Source organism: Sphingomonas sp. AP4-R1 (genome assembly GCF_013113735.1).
Lineage (GTDB): Bacteria > Pseudomonadota > Alphaproteobacteria > Sphingomonadales > Sphingomonadaceae > Sphingomonas_I.
In genome coordinates, this window is the sequence record NZ_CP053346.1 from 3,263,519 (window position 1) to 3,288,268 (window position 24,750).

Consider the following 24,750-nt stretch of genomic DNA (forward strand, 5'->3'; position numbering starts at 1 on the left):
GTTTAGTCGAGCCGGAGCGCAGCCGCGTCGACCGCGAGATCCGGGTTGCTCAACGGCGATGCTTGTCACCGCCCAGCAACGACGCCGTCGGCAGCAGCAGGATGATCGTGACGATCGCGGCGGTGAAGGGCTCGCGGATCGAGGCCAGCGCCAGCGCGAACACCAGCGCCACGATCGTGACGATCAATCCGCCCGTCATCAGCACGGCGGAGCGATCGGAGGCGCGCTTCGGGGCGGATTCGCGGTGGGAGGGCGACGTGGCCGGGGCAGGGGAATCGGCGCGGCCATCCTTCGGCGCCGCCGGCTTCATGCGGAAGTCGATATAGCTCATCGTGCCCCCCCCTCCGGCCGGAAGCCCGGCCGAATCCCGCACGGCCACAACGGGCCGTCCGCTCAATTTACGAGCGAAACGATGTCAATGTTGCGTCGGCGCGAAGAATTTTTGTGCGATGCAGCGCGAGCTGCTCTGCCCGTTTGCTCCGAGCGGCGATCGAGCCTGCCGAGATCGCAATCGAGAAGGCTGCGGCGGCGCAAGAGAAGGGGTTCTCGACAGGCTCGAACCGAACGGAGCGAGGGAGGTACTCAGGCCTTCATCGCGTCCAGAATCGCGGCGCGCAGCTCGGGAATGCCCCCGCCCTTTTCGCTAGAGGTGGTGAGGATCTCGGGATGCGCGGCGGCATGCTTGCGCGCCTCGGCCACCGTTGCAGCGGCGACGGTGGCCAGTTCGCTCGCCTTCACCTTGTCCGACTTGGTCAGGACGAGGCGATAGGAGACGGCGGCCTTGTCCAGCATCTCCATCATCTCGAGATCGACCTTCTTCAGGCCGTGGCGGCTGTCGACCAGCACCAGCGCACGCTTCAGCGTCGGCCGCCCGCGCAGGAAATCGTTCACCAGATAGCGCCATTTGCGGACGATGTCCTTGGGCGCCTCGGCGAAGCCATAGCCGGGCATGTCGACGAGGCGCATCACCGGGGGCTCGCCCACCTCGAAGAAGTTCAGCTCCTGCGTGCGGCCGGGCGTGTTCGAGGTGCGGGCGAGGCCGTTGCGATTCGTCAGCGCGTTCAGCAGCGAGGATTTGCCCACGTTGGAGCGGCCGGCGAAGGCCACCTCCGGCAGATCGGCTTCCGGCAGATGCTGGAGGCCCGGCGCGGACTTCAGGAACGAGATCGGGCCGGCGAACAGCTTGCGCGCCGTCTCGATCCGCTCCGCTTCGTCGATTTCGGGCAGGTCCCCGGTCACTTGCTGTTCGCCGGGGTCGCCAGACTGTCCCTCAGGCCGGGTGTACGCCGGTTGAGATATTGCTGTTGCGCGAGGCTGAGCAGATTGTTCGCGACATAATAAAGCTGCAGGCCGGCCGCGAGCGGCGCGAAGAACAGCATCATCATCCACGGCATGATCTGCATCACCTGCTGCTGCGCGGGATCGCCCGCCGGCGGGTTCATGCGGAACTGCAGCCACATCGTGACGCCCAGCAGGATCGCCAGCACGCCCAGGTGGAGGAAGCCCGGCGGATCGAACGGCAGATAGCCGAACAGGTTCACCGGCGTCAGCGGATCGGGCGCGGACAGATCGCGGATCCAGAGCGCGAACGGCTGGTGACGCATCTCGATCGAGAGCATCAGCACCTTATAGAGCGCGATGAAGATCGGCATCTGGATGAAGATGGGCAGGCAGCCGGCGAGCGGATTCACCTTCTCGGCCTGATACAGCTTCAGCATCTCCTGCTGCAGCGTCTGCTTGTCGTCCTTGTGACGCTCCTGCAGCGCCTTCATCTTCGGCTGCACCTTCCGCATCGAGGCCATCGACGCGAACTGGCGCTGGGCGACCGGGAATAGCAGCGCGCGAACGCAGCAGGTGAGCAGGATGATCGCGACGCCGAAATTGCCGACATGCGTGAACAGCCAGTCGAGCAGGTAGAAGATCGGCTTCTCGAACCAGACGAACCAGCCCCAGTCCACCGCGCGATCGAACTTGGCGACGCCCTGCGCCTGATAGGCATCCAGCACCGACACTTCCTTGGCGCCGGCGAAGAAGCGCTGCTCGCTGGTGGCGGAGGCGTTCGGCGCGACGGTCTGCGCGGGGGAGGCGACGTCGGCCTGGTAACGGCCGCCGTCACCGGCGCGGAAACCGGCATCGGCCGCGACATTCTGCGCGGGCACGAGCGCCGTCTGCCAATATTTGTCGCCGAAGCCGATCCAGCCGCCGGTGGTCTGGAAGCGCTGACCGGCGGCGCCGGCCTTGTCCAGATCCTTGAAGCTCACCGAATAATCGGTCGCGTTGTTGAACGTGCCGATCGGGCCGGTGTGCATCGTCCAGCTGGACGGATCCTTCGACACGCCGACGCGGCTGACGAGGCCGTAGGGGCGCAACGTCACCGGCTTGGGCGCGACATTCTCCACGCGCTGCGTGGCCGTGAACATGTAATTGGCGTCGATCGCGAAGCGGATCGCGAAGCGCTGGCCCTGGCCATTGTCCCACGTGAGCGTGACGGGCTTTTCGGGCGTCAGCGTCGTGCCGTCCGCCTTCCACACCGCATCGCCATTGGGCAGCGTCACATTGTCGCCGCTCCAGCCGAAGCTGGCGAAATAGGCGTCGGGCGTGCCGCCGGGCGAAAGCAGGCGGACGGGCGGGCTGTTCTTTGCGATCGTCTCGCGATGATCGAGCAGCACCAGATCGTCGATCCGGGCACCCTTGAGGTTGATCGAGCCCTCGACGCGCGGCGTCCTGATCGCCACGCGCGGCGTCTCGCGCATCACCACGGCGCGATCGCGCACGGCATTGCCGCTGTCGGGCATCGCCTCGGGCTTGGGCAGCGGCACCACCTTGCCGTCGACGATCTTGGTCGCCGGCGGATTCGAGGGCGGCAGGAAGCGTTCCGCTAGGAACGACCAGCCGATGAGGATGATCGCCGACAGGGCGATCGCCACGATCAGGTTGCGCTGATTTTGCACGTTTTTCTCAAGAACCTCGGATCAGGGGACCGGATCATGTCCGCAGCCGCCCCAGGGGTGGCAACGGCTCAAGCGTTTCACCGCCAGCCAGGTGCCGGCGAGCGCCCCATAGCGCGTCCAGGCCTCGATCGCATAGGCCGAGCATGACGGCGAATAACGACAGGTCGGCGGCAACAGGCGGGACGGGCCGATCTGCCAGAAGCGGGCGACCCAGATCAGCGGCCGCGCGATCATGACGCGATGTCGCGCCGAACCCGGCCGAGCGCCTTGCTGAGGTCGCGGACAAGATCGGCATGGTCGCGCGTCAGCGCGGCGGAGCGGCCGATCAGGATATGATCCGCACCGGCCACGCCCTCGCCCGGATACAGCGTGCGAGCGAGCGCACGAAAACGCCGCTTGATCCGGTTGCGGACCACGGCGTTGCCGATCTTCTTGGTGACGGTGAATCCCATGCCCAGCGCCGTATCGCCATCGCCACGCGGGCGGACGAGCAGGACGAAGGCAGGCATCGCGACGCGCTTCCCGCTGTTGGCGGCAAGGAATTCGGATCTGCGCCGAAGGCCCCTCAAGGGTGCCTCCGGCAGCGATTCGGGCGTGATGCTCAGGCGGAGAGCTTGGAGCGGCCGCGCGCGCGGCGGGCGGCCAGCACCTTGCGGCCGCCGGGCGTGGCGCTGCGGCTACGGAAACCGTGGCGACGCTTACGCACCAGGTTGCTCGGCTGGAAGGTCCGCTTCATCTCAATCAATCCCTCTGGCGTCGTGGCGCCGGAACAACCGGCCACCCGCAATGCAAAAGGCCGCCGGAACGAGCGGCGGCCGTAGGGCGCTGCCACTATGGGCAAGAGGGTGGAAAGTCAATCCGTTCCCAGCGCGCGCGCCTTGGCGATCCGCTGGCGGCGGAGCGCGCTCTGCCGGCGCATCGCCTGATCGCACATATGGCCCGCCTTCGGCCAGCGCCGCTTGAGCATCGCATAGCGTTTGCGGACCCAGGCCGAATTGCGGAGCAGGAGGACGAGGCCCGGGGCGAACAGGAAGATGCCGCCGGGCCCCGGCAGCACGCCGACAACCGGCGACAGCACGACCAGGAACCAGCCGAGGGCAAGCAGACAAAGCCGCATATGTTCGGACTTTGCTTTCATCGACCAGCGATATGGGGGCTGTGCCATGTCCTCTGCAAGTCGCGGGGAGGGCGGAAGGTTCCGTCGGCATGCGTTCCTCCGTTGTTCCGCCTTCAAAAGGCGCTATCACCGGCACGGGGCGGGGGGAGAAACGATCTTGGTCGCGCATGTGGCGACGGTGGCGTTCCTGGGGCTGGAAGCGCGCGCGGTCGAGGTGCAGGTGCAGGTGGCGCCGGGCGTGCCCGCCTTCGTCGTCGTGGGGCTTCCCGACAAGGCGGTGGGCGAAAGCCGCGAGCGCGTGCGCGCCGCGCTGCAGGCGATCGGCCTTGCGCTGCCGCCCAAGCGCATCACCGTGAATCTCTCGCCGGCCGATCTGCCCAAGGAGGGATCGCATTATGATCTGCCGATCGCGCTGGGGCTGCTCGGGGCGATGGGCGTGGTCGATGCGGAGACGCTCGCTGCCTATCTCGTCGTGGGCGAATTGGGGCTGGACGGGCGAATCGCCGCCTCGCCCGGCGTGCTGCTCGCCGCGATCCACGCGTCGGAGCGCTCCTTGGGGCTGATCTGCCCCGCTGCGCAGGGGCCGGAGGCCGCGTGGGCGGGATCGGTCGAAGTGGTCGCCGCGCCGGACGTGATGGCGTTGCTCGATCATCTGCGCGGCGTCGGCGCGCTCGCGGCGCCCAGGCCGGGGCCTGCCGAGGATGCGGCGTCCGGTCCCGATCTCCGTCAGGTGAAGGGGCAGGAGACGGCCAAGCGCGCGCTGGAGATCGCGGCGGCCGGCGCGCACAATCTGCTGTTCGTCGGGCCGCCGGGGGCGGGCAAGTCGTTGATGGCGGCCTGCCTGCCCGGCATCCTCCCGCCGCTCACGCCGGCCGAGGCGCTGGAAGTGTCGATGGTGGCGAGCGTCGCGGGCACGCTGGAGGGCGGCCGTCTGTCGCGCACGCGGCCCTTCCGCAGCCCGCATCATTCCGCCTCGATGGCCGCTCTGGTGGGCGGCGGGCTCAAGGTGAAGCCGGGCGAGGTGAGTCTCGCGCATCTGGGCGTGCTGTTCCTCGACGAACTGCCCGAATTCCAGCGCGTCGCGCTCGATTCGCTGCGCCAGCCACTGGAAAGCGGCCGCGTTTCGGTGGCGCGCGCGAACAATCACGTGAATTTTCCGGCGCGCGTGCAGCTGGTGGCGGCGATGAACCCCTGCCGCTGCGGCCATCTCGGCGATCCCGCGCAGGCCTGCTCGCGCGCGCCACGCTGCGCGGCCGATTATCAGGCGAAGGTGTCGGGGCCTCTGCTCGACCGGATCGATCTTCATGTCGAGGTGGCGGGCGTGAGCGCCGCCGATCTCGTGCTGCCGCCACCCGCAGAGGGATCGGCCGAAGTGCGCGCCCGCGTCGCGGCCGCCCGCGCGATCCAGACCGAGCGCTTCGCCGGCGAATCCGCGCACACCAACGCCGAGGCGGAAGGCCCGCTGCTCGATCGCATCGCAACGCCCGAAGAACCCGGCCGTAAACTTCTCGCCCAGGCGGCCGAGGCGATGCGGCTGTCGGCGCGCGGCTATCATCGCGTGCTCCGCGTCGCGCGCACCATTGCGGACCTCTCGGGCAGCGAGGGCGTTGGGCGCGTTCATATTGCCGAAGCGCTGAGCTATCGTCGCCAGCCGCCCCGTGCCTAAGGAAGAAGCCCCGTGAACGACCTGATCACTCCATTGCGCCGCTATGCCGATTTCCGCGGCCGATCCGATCGCGCCGAATTCTGGAGCTTCATGCTGTTTCTGGCGATCGGCTGGCTGGTCTTCGCCACGATCGATCAGATGCTGGGCTTCGGCCATCTCGATCGCAGCTGGCAGACCTACAATTGGGGCATGGCCGGCATGGCCGACTGGAATGGCGGATTCCTCTCGGTGATGTTCTGGCTGGGGATGCTGATCCCCACGATCGCGGTCGCGGTGCGGCGTCTGCACGACGCCAATCATGGCGGCGGCTGGCTGCTGCTGTTCTTCGTGCCGGTGATCGGCTGGCTGGTGCTGCTGATCTTCTACACGCAGGCGACCTGGCCCGTCGTGAACCAGTGGGGACCGCCCCGGACGCTTTGATGCAGTTGCGGAGCCGCTTTCGCTCGGCTAACCGCTCGTTTGCGTGCCCCTGTGGTGGAATTGGTAGACGCGTCCGACTCAAAATCGGATTCCGCAAGGAGTGCTGGTTCGAGCCCGGCCAGGGGCACCAATTCTAGACTTTGAATGAGCCTGTTACGTGTTGGGTCCGGAAGCGCAGCGGCTTCCCTCTCGGATGGCCAGGCTCTCATCCGGCGCAGGATCGATGAGCGGAACGACCGAGCCCGAGGCTCCCCCGAAACTTCCGGTGCCGGACGAGGTGGCCGATGCGATCCGCACCCTCATCCGCTGGTCCGGGGACGATCCCGAGCGCGAGGGCCTGCTCGATACGCCGGCCCGCGTGGCGCGCGCCTGGAAGGAATATTGCCAGGGCTATCTGGTCGATCCGGCCACGCATCTCCACCGCACCTTCGAGGAGGTGGGCGGCTATGACGAGATCGTGCTGCTGAAGCAGATCCCGTTCCAGTCGCATTGCGAGCATCACATGGCGCCGATCGTCGGCACCGCGTCGATCGCCTATCTGCCGACCGAGCGCGTCGTGGGCATCTCCAAGCTCGCCCGTGTGCTGCATGGCTTCGCCCAGCGCCTGCAGGTGCAGGAACGGCTGACCGCGCAGGTGGCCGACTGCATCTGGGAGCATCTCCACCCGCTCGGCGTGGCGGTGGTGATCGAGGCGCAGCATGGCTGCATGACCGGACGGGGCGTGCGCGTCCACGGCGTGGGCATGACGACCAGCCGCATGATGGGCGTCTTCAAGGATGACGAGAGAAGCCGCCGCGAAGTGCTTGCCCTGATGGGATATTGATCGGAAGGACGATCAGCTGGCTCCGATCGGACCAGTGCCCACCCGGAACCGCACCTCGCGCTCCTTGAAGTCCACCGCCACCCGCTCGAAGCCGCGCAACACGTCCATTCCCACCAGGATGGCCGGCTTGTCGTCGATGCCGAACAAAGCGAAGGTCCGCACGTCGGCATAGGCGATCGGCATGTCGCCGATCAGCAGACCGCCCAGGCGGATGCGCGGGATGCTGGAGGCCTCGGCCGGAAGCTCGGCGCCCGTGACGCCCACGATCGTCGTCATCCGTCCCGGACCGCCGATATGGCGCTTGGCCATGATCCGCTGGAGCGCGAGATTGCCGATCGTGTTCTCGGCGCCCGTATCGATGATCGCGTGGACCTTGATGCCGGCCACGCGCGCGTCCGTCAGGATCAGCTGGCCGAAGCGGCTGCGGCCGGTGACGACGATCACGCCATCCTCGCCCTCCATCGCCTCGCGCGCTGAGTTGGCGATGGTGATGCGGTTGTGGCGGAAGTCCATCAGCACGCGCTGGTCCTTCAGCGCATCGATGCCGAGGAAGCCGATCGAGCCCAGCGACCGTTCGGGCAGGACCGGGGCGGCGATGCCCTTGCGCTCGCGCTGGCCGATCCGGATCGAATCGAGCATCACGGTGGAGACGGGGAGCGGCCCGGCGATTCCATAGACCGTCACGGTCTTGCCCGTCGGCAGGGCCAGCCGCGTGGCGAGGCGATCGGAAACGACGCTGCGGTCCGCGCCGGTATCGATCGTGAAGCTGAACGGGCCGGTGCCGTTGACGTGGGTGGCGACCGTCATGCGATCGCCGCGATCCACGGAGGTGGCGAGCGTCTCTTCAGGCTCGGGCCCGCTGCCGAGGATGAAGGAGGGCATGACCGGCGTGATCACCGAGGCAAACCCCGCCAGCAGAAAGCCTAGCGCGTGCATGCCCATGACCGACCTCCCGGCCCGCTATGCTGCGGACACGGGCGGAGAGTGCGCCCGATCCGGGCCTTTCGCAAGGGGCGCGGGGTGGAGGAGCGGGCTGGTTCGGCGATGCGCCGAAAGGCGCATACCCAAAGCGCGCCTCAGTCCACCCAATCGAGCCCGATATCCTGATAGAGCGTGCGATCCTCCTCCCAGCGCGGATTGACCTTCACGTGCAGGAAAAGGTGGACCGGCTTGCCGAGGATCGAGGACAGTTCGGTGCGCGCGCGCTGGCCGATTTCCTTCAGGCGTGCGCCCTTGGCGCCCAGCACGATCGCCTTCTGCGTCTCGCGCGCGACGAGGATCTGCTGGTGGATCGCGACGGAGCCGTCCTTGCGATCCTCATATTTCTCGGTCTCGATCGCGCTGGCATAAGGCAGCTCGGCGTGGAGCTGGAGATAGAGCTGCTCGCGCGTCACTTCCGCCGCCAGCATCCGGTCGGTGGCGTCCGACACCTGATCCTCGGGGAAATGCCACGGGCCCTCGGGCATCCGCTTGGCGAGTTCGGCCTTCAGCTCGGGAATGCCGTCGCCGGTCATCGCCGAGACGAAATAGATCGCTTGCGGGTTAAGCATGGCCTGCAGCTCCGAGGCGAGCGTAAGGAGCGGTCCCTTGTCGGCCACGTCCACCTTGTTGAGGATCACGATCTTGGGCTCGGAATGCGCCGCGATCTGATCGACGAGCGTGCGGGCCTTGCTGTTGAACTTGGCCTTGGCGTCGATCACCAGCGCGATCAGGTCCGCGCCCTCGGTGCCGCCCCACGCGGCCGACACCATCGCGCGATCCAGCCGGCGCTGCGGATCGAAGATGCCGGGCGTGTCGACGAGCAATATCTGCGTCTCGCCCTCGATGGCGAGGCCCATCAGGCGCGCGCGCGTCGTCTGCGCCTTGGGGCTGACGATCGCGACCTTCTGGCCGACCAGCGCATTCACGAGCGTGGACTTGCCCGCATTCGGCGCACCCAGCACCGCGACGAGACCGCATTTCTGGCTCATCCGAGCATCCCCAATAATGTCTGGGCGGCTGCCGTCTCCGCCTCCTGTTTCGATGTTCCCTCGGCAGTGGCGCTGCCGCCGCCGCGTCCCGCGACCGTGACGGTCACGGTGAAGCTGGGCGCGTGATGCGGGCCGGAGCGGCCCTCGATCGTGTAGACGGGCGGCTTGCAGCGATGCGCCGCCGCCCATTCCTGCAGTTCGGACTTGGGATGCTTGGGCGCGCGCGCGACCGTCTCGACGCGCTCTTCCCAAACGCGGTGGACGAAGCGCTCCGCCACGGCGAGGCCGCCATCCAGATAGAGCGCGCCGATCAGCGCCTCCACCACATCGCCCACCACATTGTCGCTGCCCTGCGCGCCGTCGTCGCGCGCCTGCTTGCCGAGGATCAGCATGGCGGGCACGCCGATCTCGCGACCGATCGCGGCGCAGGTCTCGCCGCTGACGATCGCGTTGAAGCGCATCGAGAGATTGCCCTCGGGCTCGTTCGGATAGCGGCGATAGAGCCAGGCGGCGGCGATCAGCCCGAGGACGCGATCGCCGAGAAATTCGAGCCGCTCGTAATGATCCTGCGCGTGGCTGCCGTGGGTGAGCGCGCGGCGGAAGAGGGCGAGGTCGCCCGGCGTGTGATCCAGGCGCTCAGCGATCCAGGCGGCGAGGGGGTCCGTCATCGCCCGTGGGTGGGGGCGGGGAGGGAGACTGTCAAGGCGCCGGGGCGCGGCGGAGACGGGGTTTCGGGCGCGGGCGCGACACCCGCCGGACCCGCCGGTTCAGCGCTAGGGATCGAAAAAGAACCGATGTTCGCGGATTTTCCCGTCGGCGATCCGCGCCACCGGAGAGGTGACGCATCGCCTCTCCGGTTCGGGCCTATCCGTGCGGGGCTCTATCCCGATGGAAGCCTTTTCCGCCGATCAATGCACCGGCATCGGGCGGCTGGCCTGCGCCTTGCCGGTGCGGACGGCGGCGAAGGTGGCGGCGGGGATCGGCGGCGCCTTGTTGCTCCAGCTGGTGCGGACGAAGCTCAGGATCGCGCCCAGTTCGTCGTCCTTCAGCGAATCGCGGAAGGAGGGCATGCCGCCCCGGCCGTTCAGCACGGTCGCCGCGACGAGCTTCGGATCGCCGACCACGAACTTGTTCTTGGCGAGCGCGGGGAAGGCGCCGGGAATGCCCTCGCCGGCGGCCTGATGGCAGGCGGCGCAATTGCCCGCGAACAAGGCCTTGCCGTCGGGTGCGGCGAGCGCGGGGGCGGCGAGGCCACCGGAGAGGGTGGCGGCGAGGAAGGCGATACCGAGCTTCGTCATGATGGATCCTGCTGTTGGCGAACGATCAGGCGGCGGCGGAGGCGCGCTTGTGGAGGGCTTCGATCTGCATCCAGGCGCTCTCGATGCCGCCGGCCTGCCAGCCGCCGATGTAGGAGAGATGCTCGCCGGCGAGATAGACGCGGCCCTGCGGCTGCAGCAGCACGGGATAGTCGCGCGCACGCGCCTCGTCGCTCCACATGCCCCAGCCGCCCAGATTATATTGCACGCGGTGCCATGCGACCGAGAAAGCATTTTCGAAGCTCTCGGCATAGGCGGGAAACACTTTCTGGCCGAAATCCACGGCGAATTTCGCGCGATCGGCCGGTGACAGGGCGCTGACCTTCGCCGCATCCGCCATGAACTGATAATAACCCAGCAGCACGCCCTTCTGGCCGAGCCAGCCGGTGGAGGGCAGCGAGATGGATCCGATCTCGGCCTCGTCAGTGTAAACATGGCCGCCGTAGATCCAGTGATCCTCTTCCCAGAAGCGGCGCTTCATCTGCAGGCCGATCTTGCCGACCGGCGCATAGGCGCAGCCGTCCATCGCCGCCTTGAACGGCGCGGAGAAGCCGGTGTCGATCGACTTCAGCACCGAGAGCGGGATCGTACAGATGCAATAGTCGCCCTTGACGACGCTGCGCTGGCCCGATCCGTCGACCACCGACACCTCGACGCCCTTGGCGTTCTGGCGGATCTTCTCGACCACGGTGGAATAGCGGATCTTGGGGCCGACGCCGCCCTTCGTCACGAAGCCCATCGGCAGCATGTACATGCCGCCCTTGGGCTGAAACATCGTGCGCTGCTGGTCCCAGTCGGAGATGGAGGAGAGGACCTTCCACGCCTGCGAATGGAGCACGTCGCCCAGCCCGAAGATCGGTGCTTCCTCGCCCGGCGTAAGGCCTGCGCCCGGCTTCGTGATCCAGCCGCGCCCCTCGGCGCCCGCATAGGTGCGCGCCTCACCCTTCAGATAGCCTTCGGCCGAGAGATATTCGAGGAACTGCTCGCGATCGGCGGCGTCCATCTGCTTGTCGAGCGCGCCGCCCTGCACCAGCTTGGCGAAGATTTCGGCGGAATGGCCGCGCATGTCGGCCGCCACTTCGCGCTTGCGGACCGGCTTGTTCGCCAGGGGGCCGCTGCCCTTGGTGAAATACATGAAGCCATTGTCATTGTCGTTGTTGAACAGCTCCACCTCGACGCCGAACTCCTTCACGTAATGGAGTGTCGAGCGGTGGTGGAACGGGATCCGCCAAGGGCCGTGATTGATGTAGAAGCCGTCGTCGAACTGGCAGGTCTGGGTCTGGCCGCCCAGTTCGGTCAGCTGGAAGCCCTTGCGCGCCGTCTGCGAGCGGCCACCGGCGAAGGCGCGCGCCTCGATGATCGTCACGTCATAGCCGGCCTTGCCGAGTTCGTAGGCCGAGGTGAGGCCGGCGACGCCCGCGCCCAGGATCACCACCTTCTTGCCGGTGCCGCCGCCCTGCAGCGGGGGCGGAGCGGTGCGGGCCGAGGCTATGCCCATGCCGAACGCATCGAGGCCCATCAGCAGCAGAGACGTGCCGCCGACGGCGCTGAGCCCCTCCAGGAAGGCGCGGCGTGACATGGTCATGAAAGCAATCCTCTCGTCGGGAAGCCGGTTCGGAAAACCGGTGGGCGATGCGTGACGTGTGCCATTGATCGGCGGGCGCATCGCGCTGTCAAGCTGGGGAAAAAAGAAGGGGCGCCGGCGCATGGCCGACGCCCCGTTCCGGCATCAGAAATCGAAGGTTACGCGACCATAATAATAGCCGCCGTTGATGCCGTAGGGCGAATAGGTCAGCGGCTGATTGTAGACGACGCCGCCGCCGGCCGTTTCGCCGAACGCGGCGAGATAGGGCTCGGCTTCCGGATCCTTGTCGAACAGATTGTTCGCGCCCACCGCCAGCGTCAGCTTCGGCGTCAGCTTGTAGCCCACCTCCAGATCGGTGATCCCGGCGGCCTTGATCCGGGTCGGCGTATAGAGGCCGCCGCCATCGTTGTAGATCGCGCTGGTCTTCGAATAATAGGTTTCGCGCGCCGTGACGCTGAACTTGCCGAGGGTCCAGTTCACGCCGCCGATCAGCTTCAGCTTCGGCGTGGCATCGGTCAGATAGCTCTGCTGCGAGATGTCGAACACGGACTGGCCGAGTGCCCCGATCGGCGCCGGATTGGCGCCTTCGCTGCGCAGAGTCGTCTTGTTGTAGGCGCCCGACAGCGTGAAGCTGGCGCGACCGTAAGAGCCGAAGTCCGCATCGTAGCTGGCGACGATGTCCACGCCGCGCGTGCGCGTCGTCGGCCCGTTCACGAAGGCGACGATGCCCGAATTGGCGAAGGTTTCGAGCGTGTAGCCCGATGCCTGCGCCGCGCGGAACACGGCGTCGCCCACCGTCAGGCTGTTGATCTGCGAGCTGCCGACGATGCGGTTCTTCAGGCGGATCTGGAACGCGTCGACCGTGATGGTCAGGCGCGGGACGGGCCGGAAGACGAAGCCGCCGGAGAAGTTGGTCGAGGTTTCCGGCTTCAGATCGGGGATGCCGAGGATCTTCGCCGCGGGCGAATTGGCCGCCAGCTGCACGAAGGAGGAGTTCGGCGAGACGTTGACCTGCGTGTAGTAGGATTCGGCCAGGGTCGGCGCGCGGAAACCGGTGGCTGCCGTACCGCGGATCGCGATCATGTCGTTGAAGTCGTAGCGACCCGTGATCTTCCAGGTCGTCTTGTTGCCGAAGTCCGAATAATCCTCGTAGCGGACGGCCCCGTCCAGCTTCAGGCCTTCGACCGGCGTGAGCGCGAGATCGCCGTAGATCGCCCAGTTATGACGGCGATGGCCGCCGGATGCCGCCGGGCTGTAGCCGGGGAAGGATTGCGCCCCCGTCTTGTAGTAGGAGAAGGGATCGCCCTGCGAGATGGTGTAGCTGTTCAGGCGATATTCGGCGCCGGCCGCCAGCAATGCGATGTCGCCGAAGCTGTGCGTCACGTCGAAATTGGACGTCCATTCGAAATTCTCGAACTTGCCGTCGTAAAAGTCGGTCGGCGTCGAGCCCGTATCGATGAACAGGTCGCGATTGGCTGAATTCAGCGTGTAGACCTTGGCCTGATCGAGGCCGAAGGTGGTGCTGAGATCCCAATTCCAGCCGCCGACGCTGCCCTTGGCGCCGCCGGTCGCCGAATAATCGGTTTCCTTGAACGCTTCCTGCGGGCGGAAGCCGGTGCGCGAGAAGATGTAGCTCGGATTGGCGGCCAGCGTGGCGTTGTAGGTCGCGGCCGATACCGTGCCGGGGTCCACGCCGAGAACGGCGGTGCGGACGAGGCGGTTGGGCAGACGGACATTCTCATAGGCCTTGGCATCGCGATAGCCGACCGTGCCGAAACCGTAGAAGGAAAGATTGTCGGAGGCGTCGAAGCCGGCGTTGAACGATCCGACCGCGAAGTGCGAGCGGGCGTCACCCACGATCGGGTTCACGCGCGGGAAGTTCGGCATCGCCTGATAATCGGCGGCGAGGGCGCCCGTGCCGCCGACCGCGCCGGTCACCGGATCCAGCACGCGAATGTCCTGCTGGCCGCGCTGCGTGTAATTGTGGAAGCGATAGAAAGCGGTGAGGTTCAGATAGCCGCGATCATTGACGATGCCGTAGTTGATCGAGGTCGAGGCGGTCTCGCCGTCACTGTCATAGGTCTGGCCGCCGGTCGCGGAGATCGAGCCGCCTTCCTTCTTTTTCAGGATGATGTTGACCACGCCCGCGATCGCGTCCGAGCCATATTGGGCCGAGGCGCCGTCCGTCAGCACCTCGACATGGTCGATCGAGGCGGGGGTGATGAAATCCAGATCGGGCGCCGCACCGCCCTGGAAGGCGCTCGACAGGACCTGCAGGTTGGCGGTCCCGTGGCGGCGCTTGCCGTTGACGAGCACGAGCGTCTGGTTCGGGTTCAGGCCGCGCAGCGCGGCCGAGAGCGTAAGGTTGGCCGCATCGCCGCCGAAGGCCTGGGCGGTGAAGCTCGGCACGAGCTGGGTCAGCACCTGATTGAGGTTGGGCTGGCCGACATGGGTCATCGCATCGGCGCTGACGAGCTTGATCGGCGCGGCGCTTTCCGCCGCCGTGATGCCGATGGCGCGCGTGCCGGTGACGATAATCGCATCATCGGGCGCACCCTGATCCGGCGCGGGATCGGCGGCGAAGGCCGGCACGGCGCCGGCAAGAGCAATTGCGAGCGCGATCATCGAAGTCGATCGGGAAATAGACATGGAACATCCCCAGCATTGCCAAACCAATGCCGCTCAGCATCCTCCCTCTGTCACAGGCGGGGGCTCGCCCGATCTTGGCCCCTTGTGTCCAGGGCACAGAAAAGCACTCGCTGAATCCTCGATTTTCGAGGTTCAACGCTGAAATCCTGCGCTCGATGTTCCTGCTACGCGTCAAATCGGCCTATGCGGCCTTGGGAGCGCGATGTTTTGCTCCGGGGCTGATGCTTCAGTTTCGTGACGCACTTGGCAAGCGGGCAAGCATCATCAAGTGCCGCTTACTTAAACGTAAGCGGACAATAGTTGCGTTCGAGCAACAGTCAGGAAAGCTCCCGCGCACCTGTCCTGTGCGCGGGAAAACGTCGGTCAGCGGCCGCAGCGGCTCGCTGCGACGGACTTCAGGCACGCCCCATCGACGGGCGGGGCGGGAATGCGCGCGATTGCTGCGAGCGTGGGGGCGATATCGACCGTCTCGGCCGCCGCCGTCGGCTGGGCGCCGCGCACGCCCGGCCACCAGAAAAGGATCGGCACGCGGCGATCATAATCCCACACGCTGCCATGCCCGGCGACCGAATCTCCGAATTTCTTGGGCAGGCCGATGCTCGCTCGCTCCTGGAAAGCGATGAAAATGTCTCCGCTGCGCTCGGCATCGTAGCTTTCGCGATACCGCTGCAGGATCGTGAGCGAGCGAGGCTCGCCGCGCGGCATCGGCACCGCCTCGATCTCGGCGCGCGTATGCACGTCGCTCACTTCCGGGCGGGCCTTCAGCCACGGCACGGCGGCGGCGGTCACCGCGCTGGCGGTCGCGGCATCGAGGCCGGGGCGGAAATACAGCTCGTTCGCATCGGCCCCGATCAGCGGATCCCGATCCAGCGACAGCTTCTGGCGCAGCGCGGCATTCAGGCCGATGACGATGCTCCTGGCGTCGATGCGCTGCGCGGGCGTGCCATTCTCGGTTTCGCGCTCGGCGGCGTCGGTGGCGCCGTGATCGGCGGTCAGCGCCACGACATAGGGCACGTGCAGACTGTCGATCTTCGCCAGCAGGCGGCCGATCGCGGCATCGACGACCTGCTGCTGCACGCACATCTCGGCGCCGCCATTGCCGAAGCGGTGGCCCACATAATCCGTGGCCGAGAAGGACACCCCGAGCAGATCGGTGCCGGCGCCATGGCCCAGCTTCATGCCGTCGATCACCTTGCCGGCGAATTCCTCCACCAGCGGATCGAACAGGGTGCTGTTGCGGAGCTGGAGCTGGAAGGCGGGCGATGCCGGGAAATCCGCACCGTCGGTCACGCCCTGCACGAATTCCGGCGGGATCTGGCCCGATTCCGCGAAGGTGCCGAAGGTATGGGGCTTGGCGAGCGCGGTGCAGGAGGCGGGCGCCGCAGCCGGCCACAGAGCGGGCGGCGACTGCTTCCAGCGGGCCAGCACGTCGGCATTGAAGCTGCTCGACAGATCGGTGACGGCTGGCGTCGACGGGCCCGCGAATGACGAGGTGACGAAGCCGTCCCCGTCATTCCACCAATAAACGGCATCCGCCTTATGGCCCGCCAGCGCGATCGCCGCGCGATCCTTGCCGGAGATGGTGACGACGCGGTTGGCCGGGTTGGCCTCCTTCATCCAGTCGCCGAGCGTGGTCGCCTTGATGTTGAGCGCGCCGCGATCGGTGGCGCCGTCATGTCCGGCGATCGAAACGCAATAGACCGGCTTGCCGGTGGCGCGATCGATCCACTCATTGGCGACGATGCCGGTGCCGGACGGGTGGCGCCCGGTCAGCATCGTGGAGTGGCCGGGGCACGTCTCGGTCGCGGCGTGGCTCTGATAGCCCTGCGCGAAGGCGACGCCGCCATCCAGCCGCTTCAGGCCACCGGTATAGCTGCCCTTATACTTCTCCCACAGTTCGGCCGAGAACTGGTCGACCGCGATCATCACGATCAGCTTCGGTTTCTGCGGCGGCGGGGCGGCAGCGGCGATCGCGGGAGTGACGGCGGAGGCGAGGAGCGCGAGCAGGAATTTGGTCATCGTGCGCCCGTGGCGACGGAAGGTTGCGTTATGATGACTCCTGCGCCGATCCGGTTTCGATCCATCCGGCCAGCGCGTCGTTGGCCCGTGCGACGATGAGCGCCTTGCGCTCATTCTTGCGCGGATTGCCGGCCAGCGGCGGAAAAAGGCCGAAATTGACGTTCATCGGCTGGAACGTCTCCGCCTCCGCGCCACCCGTCACATGGCCCAGCAGCGCGCCCAGAGCGGTTTCGCCCGGCGGCGGGGCAAGCTCCGCACCCGCCAGCTCGGCCGCCGCGAAGCGCCCGGCCAGCAGCCCGATCGCGGCGCTTTCGACATAGCCTTCGCAGCCGGTGATCTGCCCGGCGAAGCGGATGTTCGGCCGTCCGCGCAGGCGCAGCGTGTGGTCCAGCAGCTTGGGGCTCTGGATGAAGGTGTTCCGATGCAGCCCGCCCAGCCGCGCGAACTCGGCATTCTGCAGGCCGGGGATCATCCGGAAGATCCGCACCTGCTCGGCATGTTTGAGCTTGGTCTGGAAGCCTACGATGTTCCAGAGCGTGCTCAGCGCATTGTCCTGCCGCAACTGGACGACGGCATAAGGCCAGCGCCCGGTGCGCGGATCGTCGAGCCCGACCGGCTTCATCGGGCCGTAGCGGAGCGTATCCGTGCCGCGATCGGCCATCACCTCGATCGGCATGCAGCCCTCGAAGTAAGGCGTGTTCTTCTCCCACTCGCGGAACTCGCCTTTCTCACCCGCGAGCAACGCCGCGTGGAAGGCGAGATATTCGTCCTTGTTCATCGGGCAGTTGATGTAATCGTGCCCGTCGCCCTTGTTCCAGCGCGACTGGAACCAGGCCGTCTCCATATCGATGCTCTCGCGATGCACGATCGGCGCGATCGCATCGAAGAAAGCGAGCGCGTCCTCGCCCGTCTCGGCGCGGATCGCCTCGGCCAGAGGGGCTGCGGTGAGCGGGCCGGTGGCGAGGATCGCCGGGCCTTCGGGCAGACTGTCCACCCGCTCGCGCACCAGCTCGATATTCGGATGCGCCTCGATCGCGGCGGTCACGCCTTCCGCGAAGCCGTCCCGATCCACCGCCAGCGCGGAGCCGGCGGGCACCTTGTGCGCGTCCGCCGTCTTCAGGATCAGCGATCCCAGCGCGCGCATCTCGGCATGGAGCAGGCCGACCGCGTTGTTGGCGGCGTCATCGGAGCGGAAACTGTTCGAACAGACGAGTTCGGCGAGCGAATCCGTATGGTGCGCGGGCGTGGCTTCGACGCCCCGCATTTCGGAGAGGCGGACCTTGTATCCGGCTTCGGCCAATTGCCAGGCGGCTTCGGAGCCGGCGAGCCCGCCGCCGACAATATGAATCTGGTGCGTCATGATGGGGGCGCCTAGAACAGGATCGGCGCCAAGCCAAACGAACGGAGCGGACGATGATGCTGACGGGTGGTCTCGCCTTCCTGATTTTCCTCATCGTCTTTCTCGTGCCGACGATGCTCAAGACCTTCGGCGTGAACCAGGAATATGAGCGCGGGGTGCTGTTCCGCCTCGGCCGGCTGGGCGAGCAGAAGGGGCCGGGCTGGTATTGGCTGATCCCGTGGATCGATCGCGTCCAGAAGGTGGATCTCCGCACCGTGACGCGCGCGCTGGACACGCAGGAGACGGTGACGCGCGACGGCGTGCCGGTGCGCGTGAATGCCGTTCTGTGGTTTCGCGCGCAGGATGCGACGCGCGTGATCACCACCGTCGACAATTGGCAGGGCGCGGTGATGCAGGCGGCCGAGACGGCGATGCGCGACGCGATCGGCCAGTCCGATCTCGATCAGCTGCTGAAGGAACGCGCGGTGATCAACGATCGCCTGCAGGAGATGCTGGCGCGCGCCTGCGGCCATTGGGGCGTGATCGTGGATTCGATCGAGATGAAGGATCTCGACATTCCCGAAGCGATGCAGCGGGCCATCGCACGCGAAGCGGAGGCCGTCCGCGAGAAGCGCGCGCGCATCATCAAGGCGGAAGGCGAGCGCGAGGCGGCCCAGACGCTGGCGGACGCCGCCAAGGTGGTGGGCTCGACGCCCGGCGCGCTGGAAATGCGGCGGCTTCAGGCGCTCACCGAGATCGGCGTGGAGCATAACAGCACGATCATCGCGATGATGCCGGTCGAACTGATCGAGGCGGCGAAGAAGATCGCGGAGAAATAGTGCCGGCCGATCGGTTGTCTGAAGATGAAGATCTTTACGATAGGCTATGAGAAGACGACGCAGGCGGAGCTGATCGCCGCGTTGCAGGCGGCCGGGGTGGAGCGCGTGATCGACGTGCGGGTTCTGCCGCTCTCGCGCCGGCCCGGTTTCTCCAAGACGGCGCTGGCGGGGGGACTGGCGGAGGCGGGGATCGGCTATGTCCATCTGCGCGCGCTGGGTACGCCTGCGGATGGGCGGGCGGCGGCGCGCAAAGGGCGCCATGCCGATCTGGAGCGCATCTATGCCGGGCAGCTGCAGCTGCCCGAGGCGATCGCGCAGGCGGCGATCATGCGCGGTCTGGCGGCGGAGAAACCCAGCGCGTTGCTGTGCTACGAGCGGGAGCCGGCGGGCTGCCACCGTTCGCTGCTGCTGGATGCCGTCGCGAGCGACGCGGAGGTGGTGGATTTGTTCGCCTGAGCGGCGCTTGCTGCAACAGGGTGAAATGTGCGCGCAAACCAGCCGATGGAGAGTTCGCAGGCCCGTCGTTACGGGTGCGGATGCGCGATGGGCCGGTCGCGCGTGACGGGTGGCAGCCCGTCGGCGATGGGTGGCTCCCCGGAACCCCGCTCGGCTTTCCCGGCGGAGGTGCCGCGCGTCAAGCCAGCTGGTCGATCAGCATCGAGGTGGGCGAGCTGGTCGAGGCCGTGCTGGTGCCCGTCGCGCCATAGGTCGAGCTGGAGCTGACCGACTTTTCGAGCGTCTGGAGGAAAGAGATCAACTGATCGATCGCCGATTTGGTGGAATCGGTGCTGGCGGTCGCATCCGTTGCGGTCGCATCCGTTGCGGTCGTGCCGGTGCCGTCGTCGATCGGCGGAGGGCCGCCGGCGCCGTGATGGTGCCCCATCTTGCTTGCCGCCTGCGCGAAGACCGATTTCAGCTCGGTCGCCTGATCGCTGGTCAGCTTGCCGTCGCTCACTTCCTGATCGATCAGCCCCTCCACCTTGGTCTTCATTGCGGATGGGCTGGTGCCGGCGGCCGGCGGGCCGCTGGACTTCATCGCGGCATCGATGTCGTCGAGCGCGCTGGAAAGCGCGCTCTGGTCGGTCGACTTCACCGAACCGGCCGACACGGCGGATTGCAGCGCCAGCTTCATCCGGTCGTTCGGCGACATCATCGCGGCCGTGGACATGCTTCCGGAAATGGAACTCATGATCCGTGCTCCTGGGCGGGATTGCCCGCCTCAGGGATGCGCCGAGATGGTTAGCGAGTGGTTAGCCATGTTTCGGCTCGTCGCGTTTCCGGAGGGAAATCGGCTGATGGTCGGGCCCGATCCGCACGACGATGTCGGCTTCGTCCGGCAAGGTCGCGAGCATGTGGCGCGTCAGCCGCTCATAATGATCGACGAAACGGGAGACGTCGGCGGCGTTCATCCCGCGTCCGGTGCGCTCACGCAGCTTCTGCTCCTGCAGTTCGCGCCACTCGCGCACCTGCTCGAAGCCGGGCGGGGCGAGCATGATCAGCAGATCGAGGCGCCCGAACAGCGCCGCATAAGGTCCGGCCAATGCCGTGTTGGAGAAGGTGCGCCAATGGGCATCCGCATCTTCGTTCCGCTCCAGCGCGTTGGCCGGTTCGGCCAGAGATCGGGCATCGACAGGTGAGGCTCCGGTGAACCAGCCTTCGATCAGCACGACATCGACCGGCGCTGTGACGACCGGCCATTCCGCGTGCGGCGCGCGATCGTCATGGCTCTTGTCGAAGCGCGGAATCGGCACCGGCGCATTTCCTGTCATCAGCGCAGAGATCGCGGCATTGCCGAGCCCGACGTCATGCGTGCCCGGCACGCCGCGCGTTGCGAAAAGGGGATGGATCTCGACCGCCAGCCGCTGGCGCTCCGCCTTGGTCAGATACAGATCGTCCAGAGAGATGGTCGCGGCGCTCAGTCCGTGCTCCGCTCGCAGCAGAAGTTCGAGGAACAGGCAGAGCGTCGACTTGCCCGTGCCCTGTGCGCCGTTGATGCCGATCAGGACGCCGCGGCCGAGTGCCTCCCGACGCGCTGCGATGGCCCTGGCGAGCGGCCGCCACCAGAGATTGACGGTCGCGGCATAATCTTCGGGCAGCCGCTCGGCCGCGATCAGCATTTCAACGTCGTCTGTCGTCACTTGAGCCTGCTTTCCCTGTTCCCGGCTTTGCCCTTTGCGCCGGCTCACCCTAGAATGGCAGAATGGCTGACGCATTCCCCATCTTGATGCTGATCGAACGCCCTTCGCAATGGCTGCTCGGCGGACTGGACGACCGCTACGACCTGCGCCACGCGCCGGGGCCGGGCATCACCGTGGCGATCACGGGCGGCGGCGAGGGGATCGACGCGACGACGATCGACGCCTGCCCGGACCTGAAGCTGATCGCGGTGTGCGCGGTGGGCTATGACAAGGTGGATGTGGCGCATGCCCATGCGCGCGGTATCGCCGTGACCAACACGCCGGACGTGCTGACCGACGATGTCGCCGATCTGGCGCTGGCGCTGATGCTGTCCGTGTCGCGCAAGGTGGCGCTGCACGATCATTATGTGCGCGAGGGGCGCTGGGTGCGCGAAGGCACGCCGCCGCTGACGCGCAAGCTGACCGGCCAGAAGATCGGCATCCTCGGCTATGGTCGGATCGGCCATGCGATTGCCGAGCGGGTGAAGCCGATCGCGGGCGAGATCGCTTATTATGCGCGCTCCGAAAAGCCGGACGCGGAATGGCGCTATATCGGCGATCCGGTCGCTCTTGCGGATTGGGCGGACATGCTGGTGGTCGCGGTCGCGGGTGGCAAGGGCACGGCGGGGCTGGTGAGCCGCGAGGTGATCGCGGCGCTCGGCCCCGAAGGCGTGCTGATCAACATCGCGCGCGGATCCGTGGTGGATGAGCCCGCGCTCGTCGATGCGCTCGTCTCCGGCCGGCTCGGCGGGGCGGGGCTCGACGTGTTCGCCGACGAACCGAACGTGCCGGAGGCGCTGCTGGGGCTGGAGAGCGTCGTTTTGCTCCCCCATCAGGGCAGCGCCACGCGCGAGACGCGCGCCGCGATGGCGCAGCTTGTGCTCGACAATGTCGAGGCGTTTGTCGCCGGCAAGCCGTTGCTCACGCCGGTTCCTGCCGCCTGACTTGACGTTTAGATTTGGCGGGCACTTATCCTCCCCCGCCAGGGGGAGGTGTCAGGCGTCAGCCTGACGGAGGGGGAGGAAGCGAGCGGGTCGCTATCCTCCCCCTCCGTCGCCTTCGGCGCCACCTCCCCCTGGCGGGGGAGGAATTGGCGTAGAGGCTCGACGACGATACAGCGGCTCCCGATATTCTCGGGCGAGCGGAGCATCGATGCCGGATCTGGACATGGGCCCGCTGAAGGGGCGCAGGCTCTTCGTCGGCACACCGCTTTATGACGGCAAATGCCATGCCGATTATGCGTTCGCCATCGCCCAGCTGACCGGCCTGTGCACCCGCTTCGGGATCGAGCTGCACTTCCTGTTCGTCACCAACGACGCGCTGATCACCAAGGCGCGCAACATCGCCGCCGATCGCTTCGTGCGGGGCGGGGGCGATCACCTGATCTTCATCGACGGCGATATCGGCTTCGATCCGCGCGACGTGCTGCACCTGATGGCGCTGCAGGTGCGCGAGCCCGATTATGACGTGATCGCCGCACCCTATCCCACCAAGCAACTGGCATGGGGCACGATCCTGAAGGCGGCCAAGACGGGCATGGCCGATGCCGATCCCGATGCCCTTGCGCGGATATCCAGCGCCGTGCTGGCCTATCCGCTGGACGGGCCCCGTTTTCCGCTGAACGAGCCCGTGGAGGTGACGCAGGCGGGCACCGGCTTCATGATGATCCGCGCCGAGACCTTCGCCCGCTATCGCGCCTTTCATCCCGCGCGCAAATTCGGCCCGCTGGACGACGAGGCCACACCCCCGATCCACGCTTATTTCGAGACCGAGATCGATACCAAGCAGGCCAATCTCGCCCGCGAGATCAAGGCCTTCGCCGCACGGAATCCGGACGCCACCGCCGCCGACATCCTCGCTTTCCTCGACAGCGACGAGGCGATGGGCAGCTATGGCGGGCGCCACATCTCCGAGGATTACGCCTTCTGCCGCCGCGTGCGCGAGGCCGGCATGGCCGTGTGGCTCTGCCCGTGGATGGAACTGAGCCACACGGGCAGCCACCGTTTCACCAGCCGGCTGGCCGATCTGGGGCAAATCGGGGCGGCATAGGGAAGGCCGGGCTACTCCTTCGTTTCGTCCGTCACGCCGGGTTTGTCCGGCACCTATCCTGCTGCGCGCGGCTTGGGTCGCTTTTCCCGCCACCGCTGGGTCCCGAAATAGGTTCGGAGTGACGGGTACGTGCTTGAACGAGACGCTTCCCAAGCAGGTTCAGCATGTCGGATGAGTAGCGGATCCGTTTCTCTCTCGCTCTCTCGCTCTCTCGCTCTCTCGCTCAGGCGGCGATGCTGCCTGACGCGAGGCCGCCCGCGCCCGGCGGCAGCATCGATCCCGTTTCGATATAACGCTGGTGCCACGACAGCGCCTCGCCGGGCAGCGAAGGGGCGTGGAGGCCGTAGGAGCCCTTGAGCGCACGCGCATAATAATCGCGCAGCGCATCGCGGTAGATCGGGTGCGCGCAGCGTTCGATGATCAGTTCGGCGCGCTTGCGGGGGGAAAGGCCGCGCAGATCGGCCAGCCCCTGTTCGGTCACCAGCACCGCCACATCCTGCGTGATATGATCGACATGCGCTGCCTGCGGCACGATCGCGGAAATGGCGCCGCCCTTGGCGGTCGAAGGCGTCATGAAGATCGAGACATAGGCGTTGCGCGCGAAATCGCCCGATCCGCCGATGCCGTTCTGGATGCGCGATCCCATCACGCAGGTGGAATTGATGTTGCCGTAGATGTCGGCCTCGATCAGCCCGTTCATCGCGATGCAGCCGAGGCGACGGATCAGCTCGGGATGGTTGCTGATCTCCTGTGGGCGCAGGATCATCCGGTCCCGATAGTGGGCCATCTGCGCATTGATCCGCTCGGCCGCTTCGGGGCTGAGCGAGAATGCGGTGGCGGACGCCATGGTCAGCTTGCCGCTGTCCAGCAGATCCAGCATCCCGTCCTGGATCACCTCGGTATAGGACGTCAGCTTCTCGAACGGTCCGTCGACCAGTCCGGCCAGCACCGCATTGGCGATATTGCCCACGCCCGACTGGAGCGGGAGCAGGGAGGCGGGCATGCGGCCGACCTTCACCTCATGCGCGAGGAACTCCAGCAGATGGCCGGCGATCGCCTTCGCCGAGGCGTCGGGCGGGGAGAAGGGGGCGTTGCGATCGGGCGCGTCCGTCTCGACGATGGCGAGGATCTTGTCGGGATCGCAGCGGAAGCTGTCCTGCCCGATCCGGTCGCTGGGGCGGATCAGCGGGATCGGCACGCGGTGCGGCGGCAGGGCCGTGCCGTAATAGATGTCGTGCATCCCTTCCAAGGCGGGGTTCTGCCAGCGATTGACCTCCAGGATCACGCCCTTGGCGCGATCCAGCCACGTCTTGTTGTTGCCAACCGAGGAGGAGGGGATCAGACTGCCGTCGGCGCGGATGCCGACGATCTCGATCACGGCGATGTCGAGTTCGCCCAGGAAGCCCTGCCACGCCATCGGCGCCACCTGGCTCAGATGCATGTCGAGATAGTCGATCTCGCCCTTGTTGATCCGCTCGCGCGCGATGGGATCGGAATTATAGGGCAGGCGCAGCTCGATGCCGTCCACCTTGGCGAGCGCGCCGTCCAGCTCCGGTCCGGTGGAGGCGCCGGTCCAGATCTTGATCCGCATCGGGCGGCCGGCGTCATGCTCGGCGTTGATGCGGTCGGCCAGCGCCAGCGGCACGGCCTTGGGATAGCCCGAGCCGGTGAACCCGCTCATGCCCACGGTCATGCCGTTCCGGATCAGCGCGGCGGCCTCGGCTGCGGTGGCGATCTTGGCCCGCAAGGCCGGGGCTGCGATTCGATCGGACATGAGCAACGTCTCCTAGTGATCCTCGGCCATGTCTGCCGGAGTGGCGAGCCTTCTCC

At 66.8% G+C, this 24,750-nt stretch carries 25 protein-coding genes and 1 tRNA gene; 8 read left to right on the plus strand and 18 right to left on the minus strand.

Annotated elements, in window-relative coordinates; all coding sequences use genetic code 11:
- Window positions 1–49: 49 nt before the first annotated feature.
- The 7 genes from HL653_RS15150 to HL653_RS15180 form a co-directional block, all read right to left on the minus strand.
- Entirely contained in the window at window positions 50–331 is a 282-nt protein-coding gene (locus HL653_RS15150) for a hypothetical protein (protein ID WP_171745261.1), read from the minus strand.
- 251 nt (window positions 332–582) lie between these two features.
- The gene (gene yihA / locus HL653_RS15155) at window positions 583–1,239 is read right to left on the minus strand and encodes a ribosome biogenesis GTP-binding protein YihA/YsxC (RefSeq protein WP_253716910.1); all 657 of its coding nucleotides are present in this window, start codon (window positions 1,237–1,239) and stop codon (window positions 583–585) included.
- Entirely contained in the window at window positions 1,236–2,951 is a 1,716-nt protein-coding gene (gene yidC, locus HL653_RS15160; protein WP_171745262.1) for a membrane protein insertase YidC, read from the minus strand. The genes yihA and yidC overlap by 4 nt, the downstream gene beginning before the upstream one ends.
- 21 nt (window positions 2,952–2,972) lie before the next feature.
- Window positions 2,973–3,185 (minus strand): membrane protein insertion efficiency factor YidD, encoded by a 213-nt coding sequence (gene yidD, locus HL653_RS15165; RefSeq protein ID WP_171745263.1) that lies wholly within the window; start codon window positions 3,183–3,185, stop codon window positions 2,973–2,975.
- On the minus strand, window positions 3,182–3,460 hold the full coding sequence (gene rnpA / locus HL653_RS15170; protein ID WP_253716913.1) for a ribonuclease P protein component: 279 nt from the start codon (window positions 3,458–3,460) through the stop codon (window positions 3,182–3,184). Before rnpA ends, yidD begins: the two co-directional genes overlap by 4 nt.
- A gap of 92 nt (window positions 3,461–3,552) precedes the next feature.
- Complete coding sequence (rpmH, locus tag HL653_RS15175) at window positions 3,553–3,687, minus strand: 50S ribosomal protein L34 (protein ID WP_171747005.1); 135 nt, start codon at window positions 3,685–3,687, stop codon at window positions 3,553–3,555.
- 117 nt (window positions 3,688–3,804) lie between these two features.
- Window positions 3,805–4,116 carry a PGPGW domain-containing protein gene (locus tag HL653_RS15180; RefSeq protein WP_253716915.1) on the minus strand — a complete coding sequence of 104 codons (312 nt, stop codon included), beginning with the start codon at window positions 4,114–4,116 and terminating at the stop codon, window positions 3,805–3,807.
- Window positions 4,117–4,225: 109 nt separating this feature from the next.
- Between HL653_RS15180 and HL653_RS15185 the strand changes: the two genes are divergently transcribed.
- From HL653_RS15185 to folE, 4 genes are all read left to right on the plus strand, one after another.
- Window positions 4,226–5,734: a YifB family Mg chelatase-like AAA ATPase gene (locus HL653_RS15185; RefSeq protein ID WP_171745265.1), complete on the plus strand. Its 1,509-nt coding sequence runs from the start codon at window positions 4,226–4,228 to the stop codon at window positions 5,732–5,734.
- A 12-nt stretch (window positions 5,735–5,746) separates the two neighbouring features.
- A complete protein-coding gene (locus tag HL653_RS15190; protein ID WP_171745266.1) occupies window positions 5,747–6,154 on the plus strand; it encodes a DUF805 domain-containing protein in 408 nt (135 codons plus the stop codon).
- Window positions 6,155–6,199: 45 nt separating this feature from the next.
- A tRNA-Leu gene (locus HL653_RS15195) sits at window positions 6,200–6,284 on the plus strand.
- 93 nt (window positions 6,285–6,377) lie between these two features.
- The gene (folE, locus tag HL653_RS15200; protein ID WP_171745267.1) at window positions 6,378–6,977 is read left to right on the plus strand and encodes a GTP cyclohydrolase I FolE; all 600 of its coding nucleotides are present in this window, start codon (window positions 6,378–6,380) and stop codon (window positions 6,975–6,977) included.
- A gap of 12 nt (window positions 6,978–6,989) precedes the next feature.
- On the opposite strand, the gene HL653_RS15205 is transcribed toward folE, so the two are convergent.
- From HL653_RS15205 to trmFO, 8 genes are all read right to left on the minus strand, one after another.
- Entirely contained in the window at window positions 6,990–7,919 is a 930-nt protein-coding gene (locus HL653_RS15205; protein WP_171745268.1) for an aspartyl protease family protein, read from the minus strand.
- Window positions 7,920–8,053: 134 nt separating this feature from the next.
- The gene (era, locus tag HL653_RS15210) at window positions 8,054–8,947 is read right to left on the minus strand and encodes a GTPase Era (RefSeq protein ID WP_171745269.1); all 894 of its coding nucleotides are present in this window, start codon (window positions 8,945–8,947) and stop codon (window positions 8,054–8,056) included.
- Window positions 8,944–9,615, minus strand: coding sequence for a ribonuclease III (gene rnc / locus HL653_RS15215; RefSeq protein ID WP_171745270.1), 672 nt, complete (start codon window positions 9,613–9,615; stop codon window positions 8,944–8,946). Before rnc ends, era begins: the two co-directional genes overlap by 4 nt.
- 240 nt (window positions 9,616–9,855) lie before the next feature.
- Window positions 9,856–10,245: a cytochrome c gene (locus HL653_RS15220; protein WP_171745271.1), complete on the minus strand. Its 390-nt coding sequence runs from the start codon at window positions 10,243–10,245 to the stop codon at window positions 9,856–9,858.
- A 25-nt stretch (window positions 10,246–10,270) separates the two neighbouring features.
- Window positions 10,271–11,848 carry a flavin monoamine oxidase family protein gene (locus HL653_RS15225; RefSeq protein ID WP_171745272.1) on the minus strand — a complete coding sequence of 526 codons (1,578 nt, stop codon included), beginning with the start codon at window positions 11,846–11,848 and terminating at the stop codon, window positions 10,271–10,273.
- A 144-nt stretch (window positions 11,849–11,992) separates the two neighbouring features.
- On the minus strand, window positions 11,993–14,497 hold the full coding sequence (locus HL653_RS15230) for a TonB-dependent siderophore receptor (protein WP_171745273.1): 2,505 nt from the start codon (window positions 14,495–14,497) through the stop codon (window positions 11,993–11,995).
- A 363-nt stretch (window positions 14,498–14,860) separates the two neighbouring features.
- Entirely contained in the window at window positions 14,861–16,516 is a 1,656-nt protein-coding gene (locus HL653_RS15235; protein ID WP_171745274.1) for an alkaline phosphatase family protein, read from the minus strand.
- Window positions 16,517–16,544: 28 nt separating this feature from the next.
- Window positions 16,545–17,876, minus strand: a complete 1,332-nt coding sequence (trmFO, locus tag HL653_RS15240; RefSeq protein ID WP_171745275.1) for a methylenetetrahydrofolate--tRNA-(uracil(54)-C(5))-methyltransferase (FADH(2)-oxidizing) TrmFO — start codon at window positions 17,874–17,876, stop codon at window positions 16,545–16,547.
- 53 nt (window positions 17,877–17,929) lie between these two features.
- On the opposite strand from trmFO, the gene HL653_RS15245 reads away from it, so the two are divergent.
- The gene (locus HL653_RS15245) at window positions 17,930–18,694 is read left to right on the plus strand and encodes an SPFH domain-containing protein (protein WP_216599874.1); all 765 of its coding nucleotides are present in this window, start codon (window positions 17,930–17,932) and stop codon (window positions 18,692–18,694) included.
- 24 nt (window positions 18,695–18,718) lie between these two features.
- Window positions 18,719–19,150 (plus strand): DUF488 family protein, encoded by a 432-nt coding sequence (locus HL653_RS15250; protein ID WP_171745276.1) that lies wholly within the window; start codon window positions 18,719–18,721, stop codon window positions 19,148–19,150.
- Window positions 19,151–19,328: 178 nt separating this feature from the next.
- Here the strand turns inward: HL653_RS15250 and HL653_RS15255 are convergent, their stop codons facing one another.
- The gene (locus tag HL653_RS15255) at window positions 19,329–19,883 is read right to left on the minus strand and encodes a hypothetical protein (RefSeq protein ID WP_171745277.1); all 555 of its coding nucleotides are present in this window, start codon (window positions 19,881–19,883) and stop codon (window positions 19,329–19,331) included.
- A gap of 61 nt (window positions 19,884–19,944) precedes the next feature.
- Window positions 19,945–20,832 carry a kinase gene (locus HL653_RS15260; protein WP_253716917.1) on the minus strand — a complete coding sequence of 296 codons (888 nt, stop codon included), beginning with the start codon at window positions 20,830–20,832 and terminating at the stop codon, window positions 19,945–19,947.
- A gap of 62 nt (window positions 20,833–20,894) precedes the next feature.
- Here HL653_RS15260 and HL653_RS15265 point away from each other — a divergent pair, with 62 nt between their 5' ends.
- Together HL653_RS15265 and HL653_RS15270 are read left to right on the plus strand one after the other, a co-directional pair.
- Window positions 20,895–21,815 (plus strand): 2-hydroxyacid dehydrogenase, encoded by a 921-nt coding sequence (locus HL653_RS15265; RefSeq protein WP_171745278.1) that lies wholly within the window; start codon window positions 20,895–20,897, stop codon window positions 21,813–21,815.
- A 208-nt stretch (window positions 21,816–22,023) separates the two neighbouring features.
- On the plus strand, window positions 22,024–22,920 hold the full coding sequence (locus HL653_RS15270) for a hypothetical protein (protein WP_171745279.1): 897 nt from the start codon (window positions 22,024–22,026) through the stop codon (window positions 22,918–22,920).
- A 223-nt stretch (window positions 22,921–23,143) separates the two neighbouring features.
- Here HL653_RS15270 and HL653_RS15275 read toward each other — a convergent pair whose 3' ends face one another.
- Window positions 23,144–24,694: an acetyl-CoA hydrolase/transferase family protein gene (locus tag HL653_RS15275; protein WP_171745280.1), complete on the minus strand. Its 1,551-nt coding sequence runs from the start codon at window positions 24,692–24,694 to the stop codon at window positions 23,144–23,146.
- Window positions 24,695–24,750: the final 56 nt, after the last annotated feature.

Coding starts and splice junctions, on each gene's coding strand:
- HL653_RS15180 (WP_253716915.1), bottom strand. CDS start 4,116: ATGGCACAGCCCCCATATCGCTGGTCGATGAAAGCAAAGTCCGAACAT.
- HL653_RS15225 (WP_171745272.1), bottom strand. CDS start 11,848: ATGACCATGTCACGCCGCGCCTTCCTGGAGGGGCTCAGCGCCGTCGGC.
- HL653_RS15245 (WP_216599874.1), top strand. CDS start 17,930: ATGATGCTGACGGGTGGTCTCGCCTTCCTGATTTTCCTCATCGTCTTT.
- folE (WP_171745267.1), top strand. CDS start 6,378: ATGAGCGGAACGACCGAGCCCGAGGCTCCCCCGAAACTTCCGGTGCCG.
- HL653_RS15275 (WP_171745280.1), bottom strand. CDS start 24,694: ATGTCCGATCGAATCGCAGCCCCGGCCTTGCGGGCCAAGATCGCCACC.
- HL653_RS15235 (WP_171745274.1), bottom strand. CDS start 16,516: ATGACCAAATTCCTGCTCGCGCTCCTCGCCTCCGCCGTCACTCCCGCG.
- rnpA (WP_253716913.1), bottom strand. CDS start 3,460: ATGCCTGCCTTCGTCCTGCTCGTCCGCCCGCGTGGCGATGGCGATACG.
- HL653_RS15265 (WP_171745278.1), top strand. CDS start 20,895: ATGGCTGACGCATTCCCCATCTTGATGCTGATCGAACGCCCTTCGCAA.
- HL653_RS15150 (WP_171745261.1), bottom strand. CDS start 331: ATGAGCTATATCGACTTCCGCATGAAGCCGGCGGCGCCGAAGGATGGC.
- era (WP_171745269.1), bottom strand. CDS start 8,947: ATGAGCCAGAAATGCGGTCTCGTCGCGGTGCTGGGTGCGCCGAATGCG.
- HL653_RS15255 (WP_171745277.1), bottom strand. CDS start 19,883: ATGAGTTCCATTTCCGGAAGCATGTCCACGGCCGCGATGATGTCGCCG.
- HL653_RS15205 (WP_171745268.1), bottom strand. CDS start 7,919: ATGGGCATGCACGCGCTAGGCTTTCTGCTGGCGGGGTTTGCCTCGGTG.
- rnc (WP_171745270.1), bottom strand. CDS start 9,615: ATGACGGACCCCCTCGCCGCCTGGATCGCTGAGCGCCTGGATCACACG.
- HL653_RS15250 (WP_171745276.1), top strand. CDS start 18,719: ATGAAGATCTTTACGATAGGCTATGAGAAGACGACGCAGGCGGAGCTG.
- yidD (WP_171745263.1), bottom strand. CDS start 3,185: ATGATCGCGCGGCCGCTGATCTGGGTCGCCCGCTTCTGGCAGATCGGC.
- HL653_RS15270 (WP_171745279.1), top strand. CDS start 22,024: ATGCCGGATCTGGACATGGGCCCGCTGAAGGGGCGCAGGCTCTTCGTC.
- HL653_RS15230 (WP_171745273.1), bottom strand. CDS start 14,497: ATGTCTATTTCCCGATCGACTTCGATGATCGCGCTCGCAATTGCTCTT.
- HL653_RS15220 (WP_171745271.1), bottom strand. CDS start 10,245: ATGACGAAGCTCGGTATCGCCTTCCTCGCCGCCACCCTCTCCGGTGGC.
- rpmH (WP_171747005.1), bottom strand. CDS start 3,687: ATGAAGCGGACCTTCCAGCCGAGCAACCTGGTGCGTAAGCGTCGCCAC.
- trmFO (WP_171745275.1), bottom strand. CDS start 17,876: ATGACGCACCAGATTCATATTGTCGGCGGCGGGCTCGCCGGCTCCGAA.